The organism is Pseudoalteromonas sp. SG43-8, assembly GCF_014164245.1.
GTDB lineage: Bacteria > Pseudomonadota > Gammaproteobacteria > Enterobacterales > Alteromonadaceae > Pseudoalteromonas > Pseudoalteromonas distincta.
In genome coordinates this window covers 80,702-100,032 of sequence record NZ_JACJEX010000003.1, presented here as the reverse complement: position 1 = coordinate 100,032, position 19,331 = coordinate 80,702, and the positions used below count along the sequence as shown (strand labels likewise).

18 protein-coding genes are annotated in these 19,331 nt (G+C 38.4%); 16 read left to right on the top strand and 2 right to left on the bottom strand.

Features of this window, described 5'->3' with window-relative positions; translation table 11 throughout:
• Positions 1 to 12: 12 nt before the first annotated feature.
• Positions 13 to 720 (top strand): ABC transporter substrate-binding protein, encoded by a 708-nt coding sequence (locus H5122_RS08055; RefSeq protein WP_220487752.1) that lies wholly within the window; start codon positions 13 to 15, stop codon positions 718 to 720.
• Here the strand turns inward: H5122_RS08055 and H5122_RS08050 are convergent.
• Positions 709 to 1,524, bottom strand: a complete 816-nt coding sequence (locus tag H5122_RS08050) for a thioesterase family protein (RefSeq protein ID WP_182681613.1) — start codon at positions 1,522 to 1,524, stop codon at positions 709 to 711. The two genes, H5122_RS08055 and H5122_RS08050, sit on opposite strands and share 12 nt — an antisense overlap.
• 241 nt (positions 1,525 to 1,765) lie before the next feature.
• Here H5122_RS08050 and dnaK point away from each other — a divergent pair, with 241 nt between their 5' ends.
• From dnaK to H5122_RS07990, 12 genes are all read left to right on the top strand, one after another.
• On the top strand, positions 1,766 to 3,682 hold the full coding sequence (gene dnaK / locus H5122_RS08045; protein WP_002959064.1) for a molecular chaperone DnaK: 1,917 nt from the start codon (positions 1,766 to 1,768) through the stop codon (positions 3,680 to 3,682).
• A gap of 202 nt (positions 3,683 to 3,884) precedes the next feature.
• Positions 3,885 to 5,024, top strand: a complete 1,140-nt coding sequence (dnaJ, locus tag H5122_RS08040) for a molecular chaperone DnaJ (protein ID WP_002959065.1) — start codon at positions 3,885 to 3,887, stop codon at positions 5,022 to 5,024.
• Between the two features lie 97 nt (positions 5,025 to 5,121).
• Positions 5,122 to 5,583, top strand: coding sequence for a Cys-tRNA(Pro) deacylase (gene ybaK / locus H5122_RS08035; RefSeq protein WP_024595562.1), 462 nt, complete (start codon positions 5,122 to 5,124; stop codon positions 5,581 to 5,583).
• A 150-nt stretch (positions 5,584 to 5,733) separates the two neighbouring features.
• A complete protein-coding gene (locus H5122_RS08030) occupies positions 5,734 to 6,138 on the top strand; it encodes a DUF1761 domain-containing protein (protein ID WP_024595561.1) in 405 nt (134 codons plus the stop codon).
• A gap of 92 nt (positions 6,139 to 6,230) precedes the next feature.
• On the top strand, positions 6,231 to 6,599 hold the full coding sequence (locus H5122_RS08025; RefSeq protein WP_024595560.1) for a response regulator: 369 nt from the start codon (positions 6,231 to 6,233) through the stop codon (positions 6,597 to 6,599).
• A 304-nt stretch (positions 6,600 to 6,903) separates the two neighbouring features.
• Entirely contained in the window at positions 6,904 to 7,155 is a 252-nt protein-coding gene (locus tag H5122_RS08020; RefSeq protein WP_024595559.1) for a hypothetical protein, read from the top strand.
• A 161-nt stretch (positions 7,156 to 7,316) separates the two neighbouring features.
• The gene (locus H5122_RS08015) at positions 7,317 to 7,580 is read left to right on the top strand and encodes a hypothetical protein (protein WP_024595558.1); all 264 of its coding nucleotides are present in this window, start codon (positions 7,317 to 7,319) and stop codon (positions 7,578 to 7,580) included.
• A 190-nt stretch (positions 7,581 to 7,770) separates the two neighbouring features.
• Positions 7,771 to 9,501: an ATP-binding protein gene (locus H5122_RS08010; RefSeq protein ID WP_182681614.1), complete on the top strand. Its 1,731-nt coding sequence runs from the start codon at positions 7,771 to 7,773 to the stop codon at positions 9,499 to 9,501.
• The gene (locus tag H5122_RS08005; protein ID WP_182681615.1) at positions 9,494 to 10,858 is read left to right on the top strand and encodes a sigma-54 dependent transcriptional regulator; all 1,365 of its coding nucleotides are present in this window, start codon (positions 9,494 to 9,496) and stop codon (positions 10,856 to 10,858) included. Before H5122_RS08010 ends, H5122_RS08005 begins: the two co-directional genes overlap by 8 nt.
• A 176-nt stretch (positions 10,859 to 11,034) precedes the next feature.
• Positions 11,035 to 11,991 (top strand): porin, encoded by a 957-nt coding sequence (locus tag H5122_RS08000; RefSeq protein WP_182671145.1) that lies wholly within the window; start codon positions 11,035 to 11,037, stop codon positions 11,989 to 11,991.
• A 9-nt stretch (positions 11,992 to 12,000) separates the two neighbouring features.
• Positions 12,001 to 13,476, top strand: coding sequence for an SLC13 family permease (locus H5122_RS07995; RefSeq protein WP_182681616.1), 1,476 nt, complete (start codon positions 12,001 to 12,003; stop codon positions 13,474 to 13,476).
• Between the two features lie 214 nt (positions 13,477 to 13,690).
• Positions 13,691 to 15,085, top strand: a complete 1,395-nt coding sequence (locus H5122_RS07990; RefSeq protein ID WP_404936276.1) for a coniferyl aldehyde dehydrogenase — start codon at positions 13,691 to 13,693, stop codon at positions 15,083 to 15,085.
• A gap of 146 nt (positions 15,086 to 15,231) precedes the next feature.
• Here the strand turns inward: H5122_RS07990 and H5122_RS07985 are convergent, their stop codons facing one another.
• On the bottom strand, positions 15,232 to 15,957 hold the full coding sequence (locus tag H5122_RS07985) for a tetratricopeptide repeat protein (RefSeq protein WP_149593050.1): 726 nt from the start codon (positions 15,955 to 15,957) through the stop codon (positions 15,232 to 15,234).
• Positions 15,958 to 16,739: 782 nt separating this feature from the next.
• On the opposite strand from H5122_RS07985, the gene H5122_RS07980 reads away from it, so the two are divergent.
• From H5122_RS07980 to H5122_RS07970, 3 genes are all read left to right on the top strand, one after another.
• Positions 16,740 to 17,603, top strand: coding sequence for a DUF6279 family lipoprotein (locus H5122_RS07980; protein ID WP_182671148.1), 864 nt, complete (start codon positions 16,740 to 16,742; stop codon positions 17,601 to 17,603).
• A gap of 84 nt (positions 17,604 to 17,687) precedes the next feature.
• A complete protein-coding gene (locus tag H5122_RS07975) occupies positions 17,688 to 18,716 on the top strand; it encodes an XdhC family protein (RefSeq protein WP_182681618.1) in 1,029 nt (342 codons plus the stop codon).
• Entirely contained in the window at positions 18,710 to 19,303 is a 594-nt protein-coding gene (locus tag H5122_RS07970) for a nucleotidyltransferase family protein (protein WP_182673593.1), read from the top strand. The genes H5122_RS07975 and H5122_RS07970 overlap by 7 nt, the downstream gene beginning before the upstream one ends.
• The last annotated feature ends 28 nt before the right edge of the window (positions 19,304 to 19,331 follow it).

Below are 19,331 nucleotides of genomic sequence, written 5' to 3'. Positions count from 1 at the left end.
TACTGCATATTAATGTGGCTCTTTATTTTCTCGCATATTAATAAAGAGCGAGAAGTAATTATCGCCGCGAGCGCATCAATTCCGCCCTACGTTTTTGCAAAAACAGACTCGGGTATACACCTAGGTTTAATCAAAGCCGCGTTAAAGGCTAATGGATTTGCCAATATTAATGTGCAATATATGTCGAATAAACGCGCTGAGCATCAATTGCATAATAAAGGAGTAGATATACTTTTAAATTATGCAGGAAGAAGTAGTCCTGGTATTTACTCAAGTAAACCGGTACTTAGTTATGAAAATGTAGCCATCACACTCAAGCGAAATAAATATAATATTGATAAAATAGAAGGCTTGTTTAATAAAAACGTTCTTGCTTTTCAAAATGCAACTGCATATCTGCCTTCTATATTTAAAAGTAATGTTAAACACTTTAGCTCATATCAAGAGGTTATTAATCAAAAAGCGCAAGTAGATAAGCTGTTAAAAGGTTGGGTGGATATAATTGTGTTAGATAAGCGTATTTTTTACTATTACTACAATCAACATAAATCACCCGAAGCTGTGCAAATTTACACTTTATTTCCAAAAGCAGAGCGACCTGCTTATTTTAATAACCTCTCTTTAGCTACTGAGTTTGGTATTGGTTTGGCGCTCATCAAGCAAAACGGTACTTATAAAAGAATTGTTGATGAAGGCCAAACCCATTCATCAATCAAATAACGCCACTGTTTGACGTGTAAGCGCTATTAGCTCACCGGATTGTGACCATATACAGCCATCTTCTAAACCATAGCCATCTTTTGAATGATGAGTGATCGCTTCAAAGCCAAGCCATTCTCCAGGTGATAAGTTTGGCTCTTGTACAAACTCTAAATACCATGACATGCTACTAGCTGGAGCGGGTTGTTTAAACATTTGTAATAACGTAGGTGGCCATGCATCTGTTAATGCAATTATGTGCGCTTCTGTTATTTGCTCTGGGGTGTGCTTAAAGCGCATCCAGCCACCTAAGTGAGAAGTTTCTGCGCTACTAAATGGCATGGCACCTTGTTGAGGGCATAAATCAACATGTTGAAAAAATTCAGGCATCTGACCTTTAATAAAAGGTAGGGTATGGCGCTCGTCTACCGGTTTTAACCCTAAAGATTTTGAAACAGGCACATTTACACCCGACTCTCTACTTTTAGCAAAACATGCTTGTACGATAACGCACACTTGTTCATTTTGAATGGCTTTGGCGAGTACTTGTGTACTGCTTTTACCTTGTCGTAATATTTCTACCGATAACGAAAAAGGAGTATCAGCTAGTAATGGCCCTACAAAATTTGTACTGAGTGAGAGTATGCGACGATCATTGGATACTTTTCCTCTGATTGCTTGGTACAACAGTGCGGCTGAGAGCCCACCAAAAGCAGTTCTGCCTTGGCACCAGTTTTCTGGAAATTGCATTGTGCTAGCTAATTGTTCGGTATTGTCTAAATTGCCAATTTTTGCAGCTTGGAGAAGTAATTGTTCAAAATGCATGAAGGTGTCCTTTTATAGTGCGATTTAATAAATTTATAACACAACCAAACTAGTCAGACCAGTAATTAAAAACGTCTCTGGCGGTGCAAAAATCACCATTCCTTACAATTATTAGGGTTATTTTGTAAATAAATCACAAAAAATGGATTTTTTTTCATTTTTACAGTTGAAATAAGTTTGGCGCATCCCTATTTACTATGTCATCGAACGTATTAACGAATATTGAAGTTGGAGAAGTTTCATGGGTAAAATTATTGGAATCGATTTAGGTACTACAAACTCTTGTGTTGCAGTACTTGATGGTGGCAAAGCACGTGTTATTGAAAACGCGGAAGGCGATCGCACAACCCCGTCTATTATTGCTTACACGCAAGACGGCGAAACATTAGTAGGTCAATCTGCTAAGCGTCAAGCGGTCACTAACCCGACAAACACATTATTTGCAATCAAGCGTTTAATTGGTCGTCGTTTTGAAGACGAAGAAGTACAACGCGATATCGGCATCATGCCGTTTAAAATCATCAAAGCTGATAACGGCGATGCATGGGTAGAAGCGGGTGGCGAAAAACGCGCTGCACCACAAATTTCTGCTGAAGTACTGAAAAAAATGAAGAAAACGGCAGAGGACTTCTTAGGTGAAGAAGTAACTGAAGCTGTAATCACAGTACCTGCATACTTTAACGATTCACAACGTCAAGCAACGAAAGATGCTGGCCGTATTGCGGGTCTTGAAGTTAAACGTATTATCAATGAGCCAACTGCTGCGGCACTTGCTTACGGTATGGATAAAAACCGTGGCGAAAACATCGTTGCAGTATATGACTTAGGTGGCGGTACTTTCGATTTATCAATCATTGAAATTGATGAAGTTGAAGGCGAGCACACTTTTGAAGTACTTGCTACAAACGGTGATACTCACTTAGGTGGTGAAGATTTCGATAACCGTGTAATCAACTACTTAGTAGCTGAATTCAAGAAAGATCAAGGTTTAGATTTAAAAACTGATCCTCTTGCAATGCAACGTGTTAAAGAAGCTGCTGAAAAAGCAAAAATTGAACTGTCATCTGCACAATCAACTGAAGTAAATCTTCCGTATGTAACTGCTGATGCATCTGGTCCTAAGCACATGAACGTGAAACTAACACGTGCTAAGCTTGAATCACTAGTTGAAGATTTAGTAACTAAATCTCTAGAGCCACTTAAACGTGCACTTGCTGATGCTGATTTATCAGTAAGCGACATCAACGATATTATTCTTGTTGGTGGCCAAACACGTATGCCTTTAGTACAAAAAACAGTTGCTGATTTCTTCGGTAAAGAACCACGTAAAGATGTAAACCCTGATGAAGCAGTTGCAGTAGGCGCAGCGATTCAAGGTGGTGTACTTGCTGGTGACGTAAAAGATGTACTATTACTAGACGTTTCTCCATTATCTCTAGGTATTGAGACTATGGGTTCAGTAATGACTGCATTAATTGAGAAAAACACGACGATTCCTACTAAGAAGTCGCAAACATTCTCAACAGCTGAAGATAACCAATCTGCTGTAACAATTCACGTGTTACAAGGTGAGCGTAAACGTTCAAGCGACAATAAATCTTTAGGTCAATTTAACCTAGAAGGTATTCGCCCAGCACAACGTGGTACACCGCAAATCGAAGTAACATTCGATGTTGATGCCGATGGTATCTTACATGTATCTGCGAAAGATAAAGATACAGGTAAAGAGCAAAAAATCACAATTCAAGCATCTTCAGGCTTAAGCGATGAAGAAGTTGAAAAAATGGTTCGTGATGCAGAAGCACATGCTGAAGACGATAAAAAGTTTGAAGAACTTGTAGCTGCTCGTAACCAAGCTGATGCTCTAGTACACGGTACTCGTAAGCAAATTGAAGAAGCTGGCGATGCATTACCAAGTGAAGACAAAGAAGCGATTGAAGCGGCTGTTGTAGATTTAGAAGCTGCTATTAAGAGCGACAACAAAGAAGAGATTGAAGCTAAAACTCAAGCTCTTGCTGAAAAGTCTCAAAAACTAATGGAAATTGCACAAGCGAAAGCACAGCAAGGTTCAGCAGATGCAGGCGAGCAACAGCAATCAGCTAAGCAAGACGACGACGTTGTTGATGCAGAGTTCGAAGAAGTGAAAGACGACAAGTAATTGTTGCTAACGCTTCTCGCTAGCCAAAAACACTTAACTCAATCGAGTGTTTAGGTTAGGATGAACAATTGAGGCGCGCGAGCAATAGCTTGTCGCGCCTTTTGCATGTATTTAAGGTTTAAAAATTCAATGATAAATCGATGCGATTTATCGGTTTATCCAGCAGCTCACGCTGCAAACAGAAAAGAGTAGTGTGATAGATATGTCAAAACGCGATTATTACGAAGCCCTCGGCGTAAGCAAAGATGCGAGTGAGCGAGACATAAAAAAAGCGTATAAACGCTTAGCGATGAAATATCATCCAGATCGTACCGCAGGCGATAAAGAGCTTGAAACTAAATTTAAAGAAGTTAAAGAAGCTTACGAGATTTTAACCGATCCTCAAAAACGCCAAATGTATGACCAACATGGTCACGCGGCATTTGAGCAAGGCGGTGGCGGTGGTCATGGCGGCTTTGGTGGCGGTCATGGCGATTTTGGTGATGTATTTGGTGACGTATTTGGCGATATTTTTGGTGGCGGCGGTGGTCGACGTCAATCTCGTCAACAACGTGGTTCTGACTTACGTTACAACATGGACTTGAGCTTAGAAGAAGCGGTTCGTGGTAAAGAAGTTGAAATTAAAGTGCCAACATGGGTGGGTTGTGAGCCGTGTGATGGCAGTGGTGCTAAAGCAGGTTCAAAGCCTAAAACATGTACTACGTGTCATGGTGCTGGCCAAGTACAAATGCGCCAAGGTTTCTTTGCTGTCCAGCAAACGTGTCCAACGTGTCAGGGACAAGGTCAGATTATTTCAGACCCTTGTAACAAATGTCATGGTCAGGGCCGCGTAGAAAAAACTAAAACGCTTTCAGTTAAAATTCCAGCGGGCGTTGATACAGGAGACCGTATCCGCTTAACTGGTGAAGGTGAAGCCGGAATGCACGGCGCGCCATCTGGCGACTTGTACGTGCAAGTATCTGTTCGCGAACATGAAATATTTGTACGTGAAGCAAATAATTTATACTGTGAAGTACCAATTAGCTTTACAACAGCAGGTCTTGGTGGCGAAATTCAGGTGCCTACACTTGATGGTCGTGCAAAACTTAAAATACCTTCTGAAACGCAAACGGGCAAAATGTTCCGTATGCGTGGCAAAGGCGTTAAGTCTGTTCGAAGTGGTGCCCAAGGCGATCTAATTTGTAAGGTAGTAATCGAAACGCCAGTTAATCTTAACGAGCGTCAACGTGAACTACTGCAAGAGTTAGATGAAAGTATGGGTACAGATAGCTCGAAAAATCGTCCTAAAGAGCAAGGCTTTTTTGACGGTGTTAAAAAGTTTTTTGATGATTTAACCAAGTAAATTTAAATTATTAATAATGAAACGGCGCTTTTTAGCGTCGTTTTTTTTGCTTTAAATTTTATTTTTGTTACTGTTAAAAAAAACACGATTAAATAGTATGACCCCAGCAATCGAATTACTTAAAAAACAAAAAATCCCCTTTGAAGTACTCAGTTACGAACATGATGCAGGTAATAGTCAATATGGGCTTGAAGCTGTTGAAAAGTTAAATTTAGATAGCGCCCAAGTATATAAAACCCTCGTTCTTGAAACACACGAAAGGCAGCTAATTGTTGCTGTTACTCCTGTGTCGCAACAAGTTAACTTAAAACAGTTAGCAAAATTATGTGGTGCCAAAAAAGTAGCCATGGCTGCCCCGCAAAAAGTTCAAGCTAGCACTGGTTATATTTTAGGTGGAGTAAGTCCACTTGGGCAAAAAAAACGCTTAGCTACGTTTATTCATAGTAGTGCTTCACTTTTTGATACTATTTATGTAAGCGCCGGAAAGCGAGGTTTAGAAATCGCACTCTCCCCAACTAATTTAGCGGCGTTAACTAGCGCTAAATTTGGCGATTTATAGCCTTTATTTTTAAAATCACTCTCCATAAAGGCAATTAACTCAAGTTAAGCAATTTGCTCAATACCTTATTTGTAACTACATTGAGAGTATCTTTATACCGTTAATATTTAATACCAAACGGTATTACACATTTTGTATACGGCTGTTTGTATGAACCTTTTAGATGTAGATTATTTTGCAATACTGGTGGCTGCACTGTCTTCTTTTATGCTTGGCGGCATATGGTACTCAAAAGCACTCTTTAAAAACGCTTGGCTAGAAAGTATTGGCTTAACTGACCTTGATTTACAATCAGCCAATCCTAAGTTGATATTTGGCGGCAGCTTCTTTTTAGTATTTATAGCGGCTTTAATGTTGTCTCTATTTTTAGGTAAAGACGCAAGTTTAGTTGAGTGTGTAGGAACAGGCTTTGTGATCGGCTTTTTTTGGATCAGTAGTTCACTAGGGTTAAGTTATATATTTGAGCAACGCCCTTTAAAACTATTTTTAATTAATGGGAGTTACTGTATTTTACAGTTTTCGTTAATGGGGCTTATTTTAGGTATTTGGCCGTAAGGGTTGAGTAGCCGTTAATGCCCAGTTTGATTCTTACCTGAGAGTAGAGTAGGTTTATATAATCGTATTTACATGATTTGGTAGCGGTATTAATGAAAATATTAGTTGTTGATGATATGCCGCTCATGCGTCATGTTTTAATTAATATGCTAAGAAAATTGGAGTATTGCAATATCGTTGAAGCTACAGATGGATTACAAGCTTTGGCTTTATTACGTGACCAGCATTTCGATTTGGTTATTACAGATCTTCATATGCCAAAAATGGATGGCGTTGATTTACTCACAAACATTCGAAAAGACAGAGCCCTTGCCGATATTCCTGTGTTGATGGTTACCTGTGAGGATAGTACAGATAAAGTTAAGCAAGTTATTGCAGCTAAAGTATCGGGGTTTATAATCAAACCTTTTAATATGAATGTACTATCATCTCAATTAAACCGCTTCTTTTTCAAAGATTAAGTTATATTTTTCATTATCATTAAATTATTATGAGCTCACTTTAGTATCCATACCGCGTAAAAATTCTAAAACCCAGTGGTCATCTTTACCCACCTAATACAAATGAGCAACAATACCTAATCATTTTGCGAGGCTAAATGTGTCGCTCCCTGTGTTAAAAAATTCTCATTTAGGGTAATTAAATAGCGAACTTTCACCTAGCTATCAACACGTTTTTCTATCCTCAAATAGATCACTTAATTAAACGAATTGCTATAAACTGGTATCATAAAGAATAATTTTTTATATAGTACTGAAGGACTTAATGGCAAAACCCAATAAAAAAGGCCCTACTAAAACGGTCGATATTTTTTGCTCAGCCTGTAAAGCTTCCTTATTTAAATACCGAAAAGGAGGCAAAGGAGCATTAGTTAAGTGTTTTAAAGAGCGTATTAGTCAAGACTTTACACAAGAGCCCTGTATTTGCCCTAACTGTAGTCGGCCTTTTGCCCGAGAAGCGATTATTCGTGGTGCGCCTGCCTATAAAATAATTGGTGGCAAAGTAACGTTTAAATAATTCAGATACAGTAAAATTTATTCATACGGACATATGGCCTTGTTAGAATTTACCATATTGATAGAATCGCTCGGTTTGCTGTTTCAATGAATGAAAAAATACCCTCCCCATGGATCGGGCCAGTTTATTGGGTTATTTAAAAATGGATAAAGGATAGTTTCGTGATAGCACTCTTATTTGACATCATAGGTATGACAGGTACTTTTTTAGTAGTTGGTTCATTTTTCTTACTGCAGCTAGGAAAAACGTCCCCATCTAGCCTAACGTATAATATGATGAATTTAACAGGGGCGATTTTGTTGTTAATTAGCCTTTGCTATAACTTTAATTTAGCGAGCTTTGTGATAGAAATATTTTGGATAGCTGCTTCATTAATTGGTTTATACAAATACCTAAAAAACAGATCAGCTTTAGCTACAAATTAATAACGTATTAATTTTGTTCTAAACCTTAAACACTGCAAGCACACCTGTTTGCAGTGTTTTTTGTTTTTAGGACTAAATTTAATTAACAAGTATAATTAAATTCATTTGTTAACAAAAAGTTTATATCCCTGCCTCATATAAGTCGTTACACTAGCGACCTTAAATTTTTAGGCTATTTCTCGGGTAGGCCATGTTTACGTTTTCTAAAAAAATAATTACAGTATGTATATTATTAGTATTAATTTTGGTTGTTACATTTTGGGTAGGCCGCGCTCACGATATTGAAAAAGCAACAGCTCAAGCGCAGCGTCAGGTTACTCAATTAAATAATTACATTGATACTGAACTCGCTCGTTTTTCGGCTATTCCCCAGCTACTTACTTATAATCAGTTAATGATTGAATTTGCAAACGGCGACCAAGCCCATTACAACGCTATAAATAACTACTTAGCTGATATACAACAAGCCAGTGGTGCATCAGATATATTTGTACTGAATGCCCAAGGCGCAGTAACGGCAAGTAGTAACTGGCAAGCCGACTACACATTTTTAGGCAGTAACTTTGCCTTTAGACCTTACTTTAAGCGTGCATTTGCAGGTGAAAAAGTGGCCTACTTTGCACTAGGTATGCGTTCAAAAGAGCGTGGCATTTATTTTTCGCAGGCTGTTTATCACGACAACAAAGCGGTTGGTGTTGTTGTATTAAAAGTGAATGTAAGCAAATTTGAAAACGACAGAGAGCTTTTAAATACATCTAAAGGTAGCCATTTTTATTTAGAGCTTAGTGATAATGTAATTGCGATGTCTGATATGCAAACATGGCGTTTAAATAGCTTCAGCGAGTTTGATATAACAAAGCGACGTAATATAAAATTACGCCGTGCCTATTTAGATCATCAACCTGTATATATTAAGCAATTTCAATATAAGAGCCAGGGTATTTCGCATTTCAAAATTAATAAAAACCTTTATGTGAGTGCGACAAAACCATTGCGTTACTTTAGTGCACATATGAACGTACTTGTTGATATTACAAAAGTAAATTCAGCTCAATTAATACGCTTGTTTTGGGCATTTAGTATTTATGCTTTAGTTATGATTGTTGGTTATAGCTTACTTGCTCGTTTTGCAGGTTATAAAAAGCTCGTTTACTCTAGGCATAGTCTTGAGCAAAAAGTGATTGAGCGCACACAAGAGCTTGAGAAAACGCAAGTTGCATTAGTTCAATCAGCAAAACTTGCAACAATTGGGCAGTTAAGCGCAGGTATTAATCACGAAATAAACCAGCCCCTTAGCGCTATGAATACTTACCTAGCAAGCGCCAAACGTTTACTCGCTAAGCAAAATTACACCGCACTTGGCGAAAGCATAACTGTGATTGAGGGGCTTGTAGGTCGCGTACACAAAATAGTGGGGCAGCTAAAACATTTTAGCAAACCATCACAAACTCAATTAAGGCCTTATCCGTTAGCTGGTTTATTAAATAACGCCTTGCTGATTGCCAGCTCACAACTAAAGCAAGATAATGTACACGTAGAGCAGCCTAATTTAGATAGTGGATTAATAGTGTGGGTTGATTCACTTAAATTTGAGCAAGTGTTGGTTAACTTAATAACTAACGCGAGCCAAGCTATGAATGGCGCAATAATACGTAAATTAAGTTTTAATGTTGAGTGCTTTGATAATCGAGTAAAACTCTCAATTTTAGATACAGGGCCTGGAATAGAGCAACATGCTTTTGGTAATATTTTCGAACCTTTTTATAGTACTAAAGAGAGTAACGGCTTAGGCCTTGGATTATCTATTTCAAAACAAATCATTGACTCGTTTAATGGCTCTTTAAGCGCGCACAATCGACTGCAAGGCGGGGCTGAGTTTATAATCAGTCTATCAAGCACGCAGGATAAAACAGATGATTGAAAACTCACCGTGTAAGCACATCATTGTAGTTGATGATGAAGCGATGATCAGAGATTCATTAAAGCAATTACTTACTCTCGAAGGCTATACAGTTGAGTGTTTTAATGATGCAAGTACCGCACTAACAAAGCTTAATCGACGTTTTATGGGTGTTGTACTGAGTGATATAAATATGCCTGCAATGGATGGGCTTACTTTGCTTGAGCAAGTTACGGCATTTGATAGCGAACTGCCGGTTATATTTTTAACTGGGTACGCCGATGTAACTATTGCTGTTAAAGCTATGCAATTAGGCGCGTATGACTTATTTGAAAAACCAGTCAACGAAACATTGCTTGATTGCATAGCAAGAGCATGCGACAAGCGTAGCTTAGTGATTCAAAATCGTGCACTAAAACTTGCTGTACAAAAAACCTCAGCGCCGGGTGTACGAATCCTAGGTGATACTCCTAAAATGCAAGATATGATGCATTTGCTCAATACGGTTATTGATACCCCAGCTGATGTAATGATTGAAGGTGAAACTGGCACGGGTAAAGAGCTTATAGCGCGTTACTTACACGATCAAAGTATTCGCTCAGCAAGTAACTTTGTTGCTATAAATTGCGGCGCGGTGCCTGAGCAGTTGATAGAAAGTGAGTTATTTGGTGCTGCAAGTGGTGCCTATACCGGAGCAACTCACACTCGTAAGGGAAAGTTTGAATTTGCACAAGGTGGTACAGTTTTTTTAGATGAAATAGAAAGCACCCCAATGTCGTTGCAGGTTAAATTATTACGCGTATTAGAGGAGCGAAAAGTAACTCCAGTAGGTGATAATAAAGCAATTGAATTAGATATAAGAATTGTTGCAGCCACTAAAGTAGATTTGCTTTTGTTAGTTGAAAAAGGTGAATTTAGAGCAGACTTATATTATCGGCTAAGCTTGGTAAAAGTAGATATACCCCCACTTAGAGCTCGAAAAGCAGATATAGTATTACTGTTTAAGCATTTTAGCTCTATTGCAGCAACACGCTATCACAAGCCGCCAGCACCTCTTAATAGCGAAATACAACAGCGACTCTTAGCGTACGACTGGCCTGGTAATGTAAGGGAGCTTAGAAACCAGGCTGAGCGCGCGGTTTTATTAGGAGTAGAACTTGCTTTTAGTGTTAGCAAAACGCAGGCTAAAGGTGAGCTTTCTCCCGATTTAAGCCTATCTGAAAAAGTTGCTTTTTATGAGCAGTCGTTAATAGAAGAAGCCCTAGAGCGTAACCATGGCAGTATTAAAAATACGATGGATACACTGCAAATCGCTCGTAAAACCCTTTACGATAAAATGAGTAAATACAATTTAAACCGCGATATGTTTATTGACTAAATTGTGTGGTTTATGTGACAACTTCGTTTTTATGATGTGTGGGAAACCGCACATTTATTCTCTTTTTTATATTAAACCTCAATTAACTATCTGAAATGTAATAGTATTTTACCATTGGCAGTAAAGTTGCCTTATTAGGTCTGACAACAAGTAGATTCTAATAATTAGGACACATAATGATAAAGTTTACACACTCTACTATTTTACTCACCTCAATAAGTAGCTTTGCTTTTTACTCGTACACGGCTTGCGCTACTGAATATGATGTTTATGGTAAAGCCGAAGTGCAAATTGCTAATACAGATACGGGTATTATGCGTTACGCAGAAGAAGGCACGCAGATTGAAGCGCCATTTTCGCGTATAGGTATTCAAGGGCAACACAAATTAAATGAATATTTAAACGTTGTTTTTAAATACGAAGTGCAAGTAAAAGGCTTTGAGCAAGATGACACCGAAGAGCCATTTAGTGCAAGGAATACATACCTTGGTTTAAAAGGTCAATTTGGCGAGCTTGTAGTGGGAAGAAATGATACTCGCTTTAAATACTCTGAAGGCAAAGTTGATAACTTTAATGAAACCCAAGGTGACATAGCCCAAGTTATTGCAGGACAAGATAGACTTGGTGATACGCTAACATACACTTCTAAGCATTGGCATAATACGCAATTTTCGTTTACTTATGCTCCAAAAGACGACAACAAAGATAACGAAGCTGGATTTGCAGCAACCTTTATTTATGGTGATCGTAGCTTAAAAAACACCTCATATTACTTATCATTAAGCCATGTTGATTCTCTCAATAATATTAATGCGAGCCGAATAGCAGCAGCCTATAAATTTGAACAATTACAGCTTGGTGCACTGTATCAGCATTCTGAATCAACAGATGGTATAAAATCAGGTAACGGTTATGTGTTAAGTGCAAGCTATACGCTTGATAAATGGGTACCTAAATTACAGTTTGCTAAAGATGACTCTTTACTTCGTCAAACTTCTGAGGCAACGCAATGGACTACGGGCCTTGACTATGTATTTGATAAGCAAACAACTGCTTACCTTTTATACACCGACCTTAATTTAGAAGAACAAGACGACAGCAGTGTTGCGCTTGGTCTTAAATACAAATTTTAGAGGCCTGCCATGACAGATAATATACTCACGCAAAAACCAGATAAGAAAAGACATTTCCAATGGCTTTTTTTGATACTAGGCCCTGTAGTAATGCTATTAACATGTTTACTCGATCCACCAACGGGTATGTCTGTAGCGGCATTTAAAACCGCAGGTTTAGCATTTTGGATGGCATCGTGGTGGGTGAGCGAAGTAGTACCAATTCCAGCAACTGCTTTGCTCCCTCTGGTAATATCACCACTTGCTGATATAGCAGCAATTAAAAGCGTGGCTGCCCCGTATGCGCACCCGCTAATATTTTTATTTTTAGGTGGTTTTTTAATTTCTATTGCTATGGAGCGTTGGGGGTTACATAAACGTATTGCGCTAAGCACCATGTTATATGCGGGTAAAAAGCCAAGCTTGCAAATTTTAGCAATGATGCTGGTAACCGCATTTTTGTCGATGTGGATGTCTAATACCGCAACAGCTGTAATGATGCTGCCTATTGCGCTTTCAATTACTAATTTAGTTAAGCAATCAGACCCGAGTAATGAAGGTTTTGGTAAGGCTTTACTGTTATCAATCGCTTATGGTGCAAGTATTGGTGGTATTGCTACCTTAATCGGTACTCCGCCTAATGCTTTAATGGCTGCTTACTTGTCAGATAGTTACCAAATAGAAATTGGCTTTGCGCAATGGATGATTGTAGGCGTACCACTGTCTTTAGGCATGCTAATTATTAGCTGGGTTTGGCTTACTAAATTTGCGTATAAAGTAGATGCTAATGTTAAAAACGATCAGAAAATTGATACAAAAGCGGTGTTTTCAACACAGTTAAAAAACCTAGGTATAATGCAGCGCGCCGAAAAAGGCGTGTTATTTGTGTTTGTTTTAGCAGCACTTTGTTGGATATTTAGACCTTTATTAGGTGACATAACAGGCCTTAATATTTCAGATACTACTATTGCAATTGCAGCGGCATTGCTGTTGTTTGTAATGCCAGCGAATAAAGGCAGTGATGAGCGAATTCTTGATTGGCAAAATGCCTCACAAGTGCCTTGGGGCGTATTGCTATTGTTTGGGGGCGGACTTACACTTGCATCTCAAATTAAGTCATCAGGGCTTGCTGAATTTATTGCTCATCTAATTGAAGGCGCCAGCACTATTCCACTTGTTATGAGTGTACTTGTTGTTGTTGCATTAATTACGTTTTTAACTGAGATCACAAGTAATACCGCAACAGCCGCAGGGTTCTTACCTTTATTAGGCCCTGTTGCTGAGTCTATAACAGGTTCACCGTTGGTATGGGTTATTCCTGCCGCTATTGCATGTAGCTGTGCATTTATGATGCCTGTAGCGACACCGCCTAACGCTATTGTTTTTGGTTCAGGTCAACTACAAATGCGCGATATGATAAGAGCGGGTTTTGTATTAAATATTGTAGCAATTGCGTTAATAACACTGGTTACAATGACGATTGCAGCCCAGGTGTTTAATTTTTAACCACTCATTAAATTAGTTCCAACCAACCTATTACCAGAGTAGTTTTGTTTATATTTACAATTTAAACAAAGCTACTCTTTATGCTTATTTATATTGCTTAATAAGCTCTTTTTTAGATAATTAGTGTTATTGCTCGAAAAACAGAACAAGGTTATAGTCGTTAATAACTTTAAAAATTGAGTAACCTATTTTGAGCACTGAGACATCACAGGTAATGCCTTTAATTCCCCAGTTTGATGAATTGCAAAAAAGCTTTCTCGAAACGCCTTACTTGCCAATTGATAAACGTCTCGTTTTATTGAAAAAACTCCGTGTACGTATTGTTGAACTTGAGCAAGAGCTAGTAGATGCTGCTTCAAAAGACTTTGGTTACAGAACCGCTTTCGATACTTTACTTGGCGATATATTGCCTACAGTGCAAACACTCGCGCACATTATTAAAAAACTGCCAAAATGGGCAAAGCCAAGTAATCGCTCTGTGGGTTTAAGCTTATGGCCTTCAAAAGTAAGTGTTAATTATCAGCCCAAAGGTGTGGTTGGTATTATTGCACCGTGGAATTACCCTATTCAGTTAGCGTTAGTACCTGTGCTTACCGCCATAGCTGCCGGTAATAGAGTGATGCTTAAATTAAGCGAATTCACACCTCATACAAACGCCGTTATCGAAAAAATCTTTAAAGATGATCTGCAAGCTCATTGTAAAATAATACTAGGGGGGAGTGATGTTGCAGCACAGTTTTCATCACTGCCATTTGCTCATTTATTATTTACGGGTTCTACGAACGTAGGTAAATTAGTAATGGAGTCAGCAAGTCGTAACTTAACGCCGGTAACGCTTGAGCTCGGTGGTAAATCGCCAGTTGTAATTACGCAAAATGCCGATATTAAACAAGCGGCACAAGCCTTACTGTTTGGCAAAATGGCCAACGCAGGGCAAATATGCGTTGCACCTGACTACGTATTAGTACCCAAAGAGCTTGAACATCAGCTTATTCAGCAATTATGCGAGCTGTATAAAAAGCATTTTAAAGACGGTGTTGAAGGTAAAAACTTAACCTCTATTATTAGCGATGCACACTATAAACGTTTAGCAACCTACTTAGAGCAAGCCCAAGAGCTTGGCGCAAACATTATTAAGCCACTTGAGCAAAACCAGCAAGACGAGCAAAAGCATCGTATGGGGCTGCATTTAGTGACTCAAGTAACTGACGAAATGCAGCTTATGCAAGATGAGTTATTTGGTCCAATACTACCAATAATGAGTTATGAAAAGCTCGACAGCGCAATTGACTATATTAAAGCTCATCAGCACCCATTAGCGCTTTATATTTTAGGCCAAGATAAGCACGCTCAAGAATATATTATGAAGCAAACAATCAGTGGCACTGTGGCAATAAACGACACCTTAGTACAAGTTACTGCTGACGATGCTCCTTTTGGTGGTGTAGGGCATTCAGGAATGGGGCATTATCATGGTATAGAAGGGTTTTTAACGTTTAGCCATGCTAAAAATACGTTAGTATCGGGCTCGTTTAATCCTCGCATTGTTATGCTACTAAAACAAAGCAAACTTATTATTAAGCTTCTAAAGTGGCTTTACATAAAATAATAGGGTGCTGATTTGGTAAAGTTGAATAAGTGTTAACTTGCTAATCAAGATATATAAAAGGCTGAATTACGTTATGTAATTCAGCCTTTTTAGATTAGTTTCAAACTAAGGTCTTAAACTTTAAAATAAGACTTTAAAATAAGACTTTAAAATAAGCGACCTTCGCCAGCATAAGTACCCACTTGTATTTTTGCATAAATGGCATCGGCTTTTTCTTTAGCTTCTTCAATTTCTTTAGGCAGCATTTTACGCTCATCAAGTTTACGGCTATGACTCGCTTGCATATTACCGTTGTACTCAGCGATAGTATTCCAAATATATGACTTTTCTAGATCTTTTGGCATACCTAGTCCTTCAAAATACATGAGGGCTAAATTAAATTGCGCTAAAGAGTAATTGTTTGCAGCTGCTTTTTCGTACCAGTTACGTGCCGCTTCATAGTCTCGTGTAACACCCACGCCATTGGCGTACATTACGCCCAAATTAAATTGAGCTGCAGGTAGATTCTTCTTGGCTGCTTTTTCAAATAAAGTAACAGCCATTTGGTGATCAAGCTTTACGCCTTTACCTTCGTCGTATAAAACCGCTAGAGCAAACATCGAATCAGCATGGTTCTTTTTAACGCCTTGCTGATAAAGTGCAGCAGCTTTGCGGTAATCGCGTGTTACACCGTACCCACCTTCGTATAATTTAGCTAGCTCGTAAATTCCTGGCGCAAAGCCTTTGTCTGCTAGGTATTGGAATTCTTTTAGGGCGACTGCAAATTCACCTTCGTTAGCTGCTCTTATGCCATCTTCTAATGTTGCATGAGCAAAAGGGCTGGCAAGTAAAACGCCAGCAAGAACGAGTGCTTTTAAATTAAACTGTGACATATTAATGTCTCCAATTAGTAATAGTTTCGATAGATTTTAGAGCCAGTACATTTTTTAGATTAAACATCCACTGCTATTTAGGCTCGCGCTTGAGGCGGTTTGCTCTTTGCTGCTCGGTTTTTTAATGAGCTTACTAAGCTACAAACTTTGCGCGGCGATTAAATAGCGCCTAGATAGAACAAATTTTAATCCTAAAAGTTCAACAGGCCATAGTTAAATGCTAATTTATTAAATTTTTGCACTATTTGCACATTATAAACGTTTAATACCCAATACATTTATGTAAAGACTAGATCGGTTACTATAAATAGATGCAAAAAAGGGTGTCTACTGTTATGTTTTACGCCAGCTTTAGTGTAAACGCAAGGTGGCACCTTATAAGATCGTGCGTATAAAATGTAAATAACAGCGCGGTGGACTTTCAAGGTAAGTAAATGAGTTTAAGAAGTGTAAGATACAGATTTTATAGAAAATTTAAATATATAAAAAAAGCCCGTTAGGGCTTTTTTGAGTCATATTAACCGTCACTAATATGAGCAATGTAGCAAGTAAATGTGATATTTGGTGTTATTACTTGGGTCGAGTAAGTAATACCACGAAGCGGCACGTTCTTCTTTTAATGTGTCAGCATCCTTGCTGAATACCCTTCCATAGGCACTGAGGTCGGTACACTTTGTTTCTGATAATGATTATTAGTTAGATTAGCGCGCAAGTCAATACTTAAATGATAATTATTATCAAATAAGATTTTCATGAGTATAAAATTTTAAATAAGGAAAGTGATGCTTAATAATCTAAAAACTAAAAAAGTGATAAATGCATGCTTTGCTATCAGCATGGTATTTTTGTGTAGTTGTTCAGCCTCATTTACTTATAATAACTTGAGCTGGCTTTCGTCATTTTGGGTAGATGATTATATTGATTTAAATAAAACACAAAATAAGCAGCTCAAACAGATCATTAACACGACTCAAGCATGGCATAGAAGTACGCAGCTACCAGCTTACAAACAAGACATTCAAAATATTAAGGCACTTTTTAACAACACACTAAGCAACGATCAGTTAAAAGAGCAGGTGGTTTTTGCTAAAAAGCATTGGCAAAACTTACTCGAATACGCGCACATGCCTTTAGCAGAGCTTGGGGCAACCTTATCAAGTGAGCAAAGAGAAGAACTTTTAAACAATATTCAAATAAAAATTAACGACGAACGTGAAGAGTTTGACGAACAAACCCCGCTTGAGCGAAAAAGTGAGCGTTTGGAAGAGCAATTTGAATACTACGAGCAGTGGATAGGCAAGCTTAATAAACAACAAAAAGCGCTGATTAAATCAACTAATGAGCAACATCAAGACTCTGGAATGTTGTGGTTGGAATACAAACAAACCCGTTTGAATGCAGCCAAACAGGTATTTGAAAATGTTGAAATAACAAAAAAAGAATTTATAAATCAGTTGAGTACAGTTATTAAAGAGCGCGAACTATATATGAGCGACGCACTATTGAAAAGCAATGAAGCAAACTTAGATTTATATATAAATTTACTCTACGAATTAAACTCAACTCTAAATGATAAACAACGCCAAAGCGTTAATGATCAATTTGATGAGTTAATTGAGACCTTAAACGATATAATAGAAAATTAAATTGTGCGTGAATTATTAAGTTTTAAATTAGCTGTTTAGGCTGATTTGTTTTTAAACGCAAAAATGCTTTTTAAAGGGCAATATATGGTTACAGATTTGAAAAGTATCTTAAACACTTGGTATCCCAACAGGGATAACCAAGAATGGGTTTTAGCTACTTTGTACAAAATTGAAGGCTCTAGTTACAGAAAGCTAGGGGCTATGATGCTTATTTCGAGCCTAGGCGAGCGCTTGGGGATGCTTTCGGGTGGCTGTTTAGAAGCTGACATACAACGCCATGCTAAACAAGTAATGAGTAGTTTAATCAGTAAAACCATTAGTTATGATGCCACCGATGAAGACGATTTAACATTTCAACTTGGCATTGGTTGTGGGGGCATAGTACACATTTTACTGCAGCCCATTCACAAAGCTAATGACTATTTACAGCTAGAGCTCGTATCTAAAGCACTTAATGAGAATAAACCAGGGCGATACCTTCAACAAGTAAGCCCGATTTTGCCAGCCGGCAGTGGTGTATTTACGCAAAATGATGAGTTACATGGTTTATCAATGAACCGCAAAGCGCAGTTGGTAGAATTACAAGGCGCTACGTGCTTGCAAACCTCTATTTATCCACCGCCTCACCTATTAATAGTAGGTGGTGGCGCAGATGCAGTTCCGGTTTATACATTTGCCAAACAACTTGGTTGGAGTGTAACTGTATGGGATACACGCGCGGCTAATGCAAAAAGACAATATTTTAAAAATGCAGATGCTATTTTGCGCATCACACCGAGTGAGTTAAAAGAATATTGCATAACCGATAAAGTCGATGCGACTATTTTAATGGCTCACAGCGTTGAACTTGACGCCAGTACGTTGGCTCAATTTAAAGATGTTCCTTTTAAATACATAGGGTTATTGGGTCCTAAGCACAGACGTGAACAAGTTTTAGAGCACGCAAATACGCGAGTATCACAAATTAAGGCTCCTGTTTTTGGGCCTGTCGGTTTAAATTTAGGCGGCGACTCGCCAGAGAGTATTGCACTATCGCTGATCAGTGAAATACATGCAGTGCTGTGTGAAAAAAATGCCCAATCGCTAAGCCATTGGGGGCAAGAGGCGTGCTAATTGCAAAAGTTGTTTTAGCCGCAGGTCAATCATCTCGCTTTAACGGCTGTAAATTAACAGCTGATATTGGCTTTGGCAAAACAATGATTGAGCATGCTGTAAATACACTGCATGCACTTGATGACACGCCGGTGTATGTAGTTACCGGGGCATGGCATAAAGAAGTAGCGCAAGCACTGGCAGGTTATAAAAACATAGAGCTGATTGAGAACAAGCAATGGAGCCAAGGTTTGGGTCATTCAATCGCGACAGCTTCTCAAACTGTGTTTAAAAATAAGTCCTTTGATGGGATTTTATTTATGCTTGCGGATCAGGTTGAGCTCAAAGTAGCGCACTTAAGTGAGCTAGTTACTGGTTTTACACGTAATCCATCGCGCTGGTGCGCAAACTATGGCGAGCGTTTAGGCGTACCCGCTATATTCCCAGCGGTTGATTTATCTCAGCTTGCAAGCTTAACTTCAGATAGAGGTGCACAGCAATTACTGCGCTCCAGCAGTGAAGTAGTCAATACAATTAGTTTACGTAGTGCGAGTTTAGACATAGATACTCAAAAGCAGCTAAGTAATTTTATAGCTAAAAATGAGTGAAAAAGTATTAGTAGGGCAAAATAAGTTT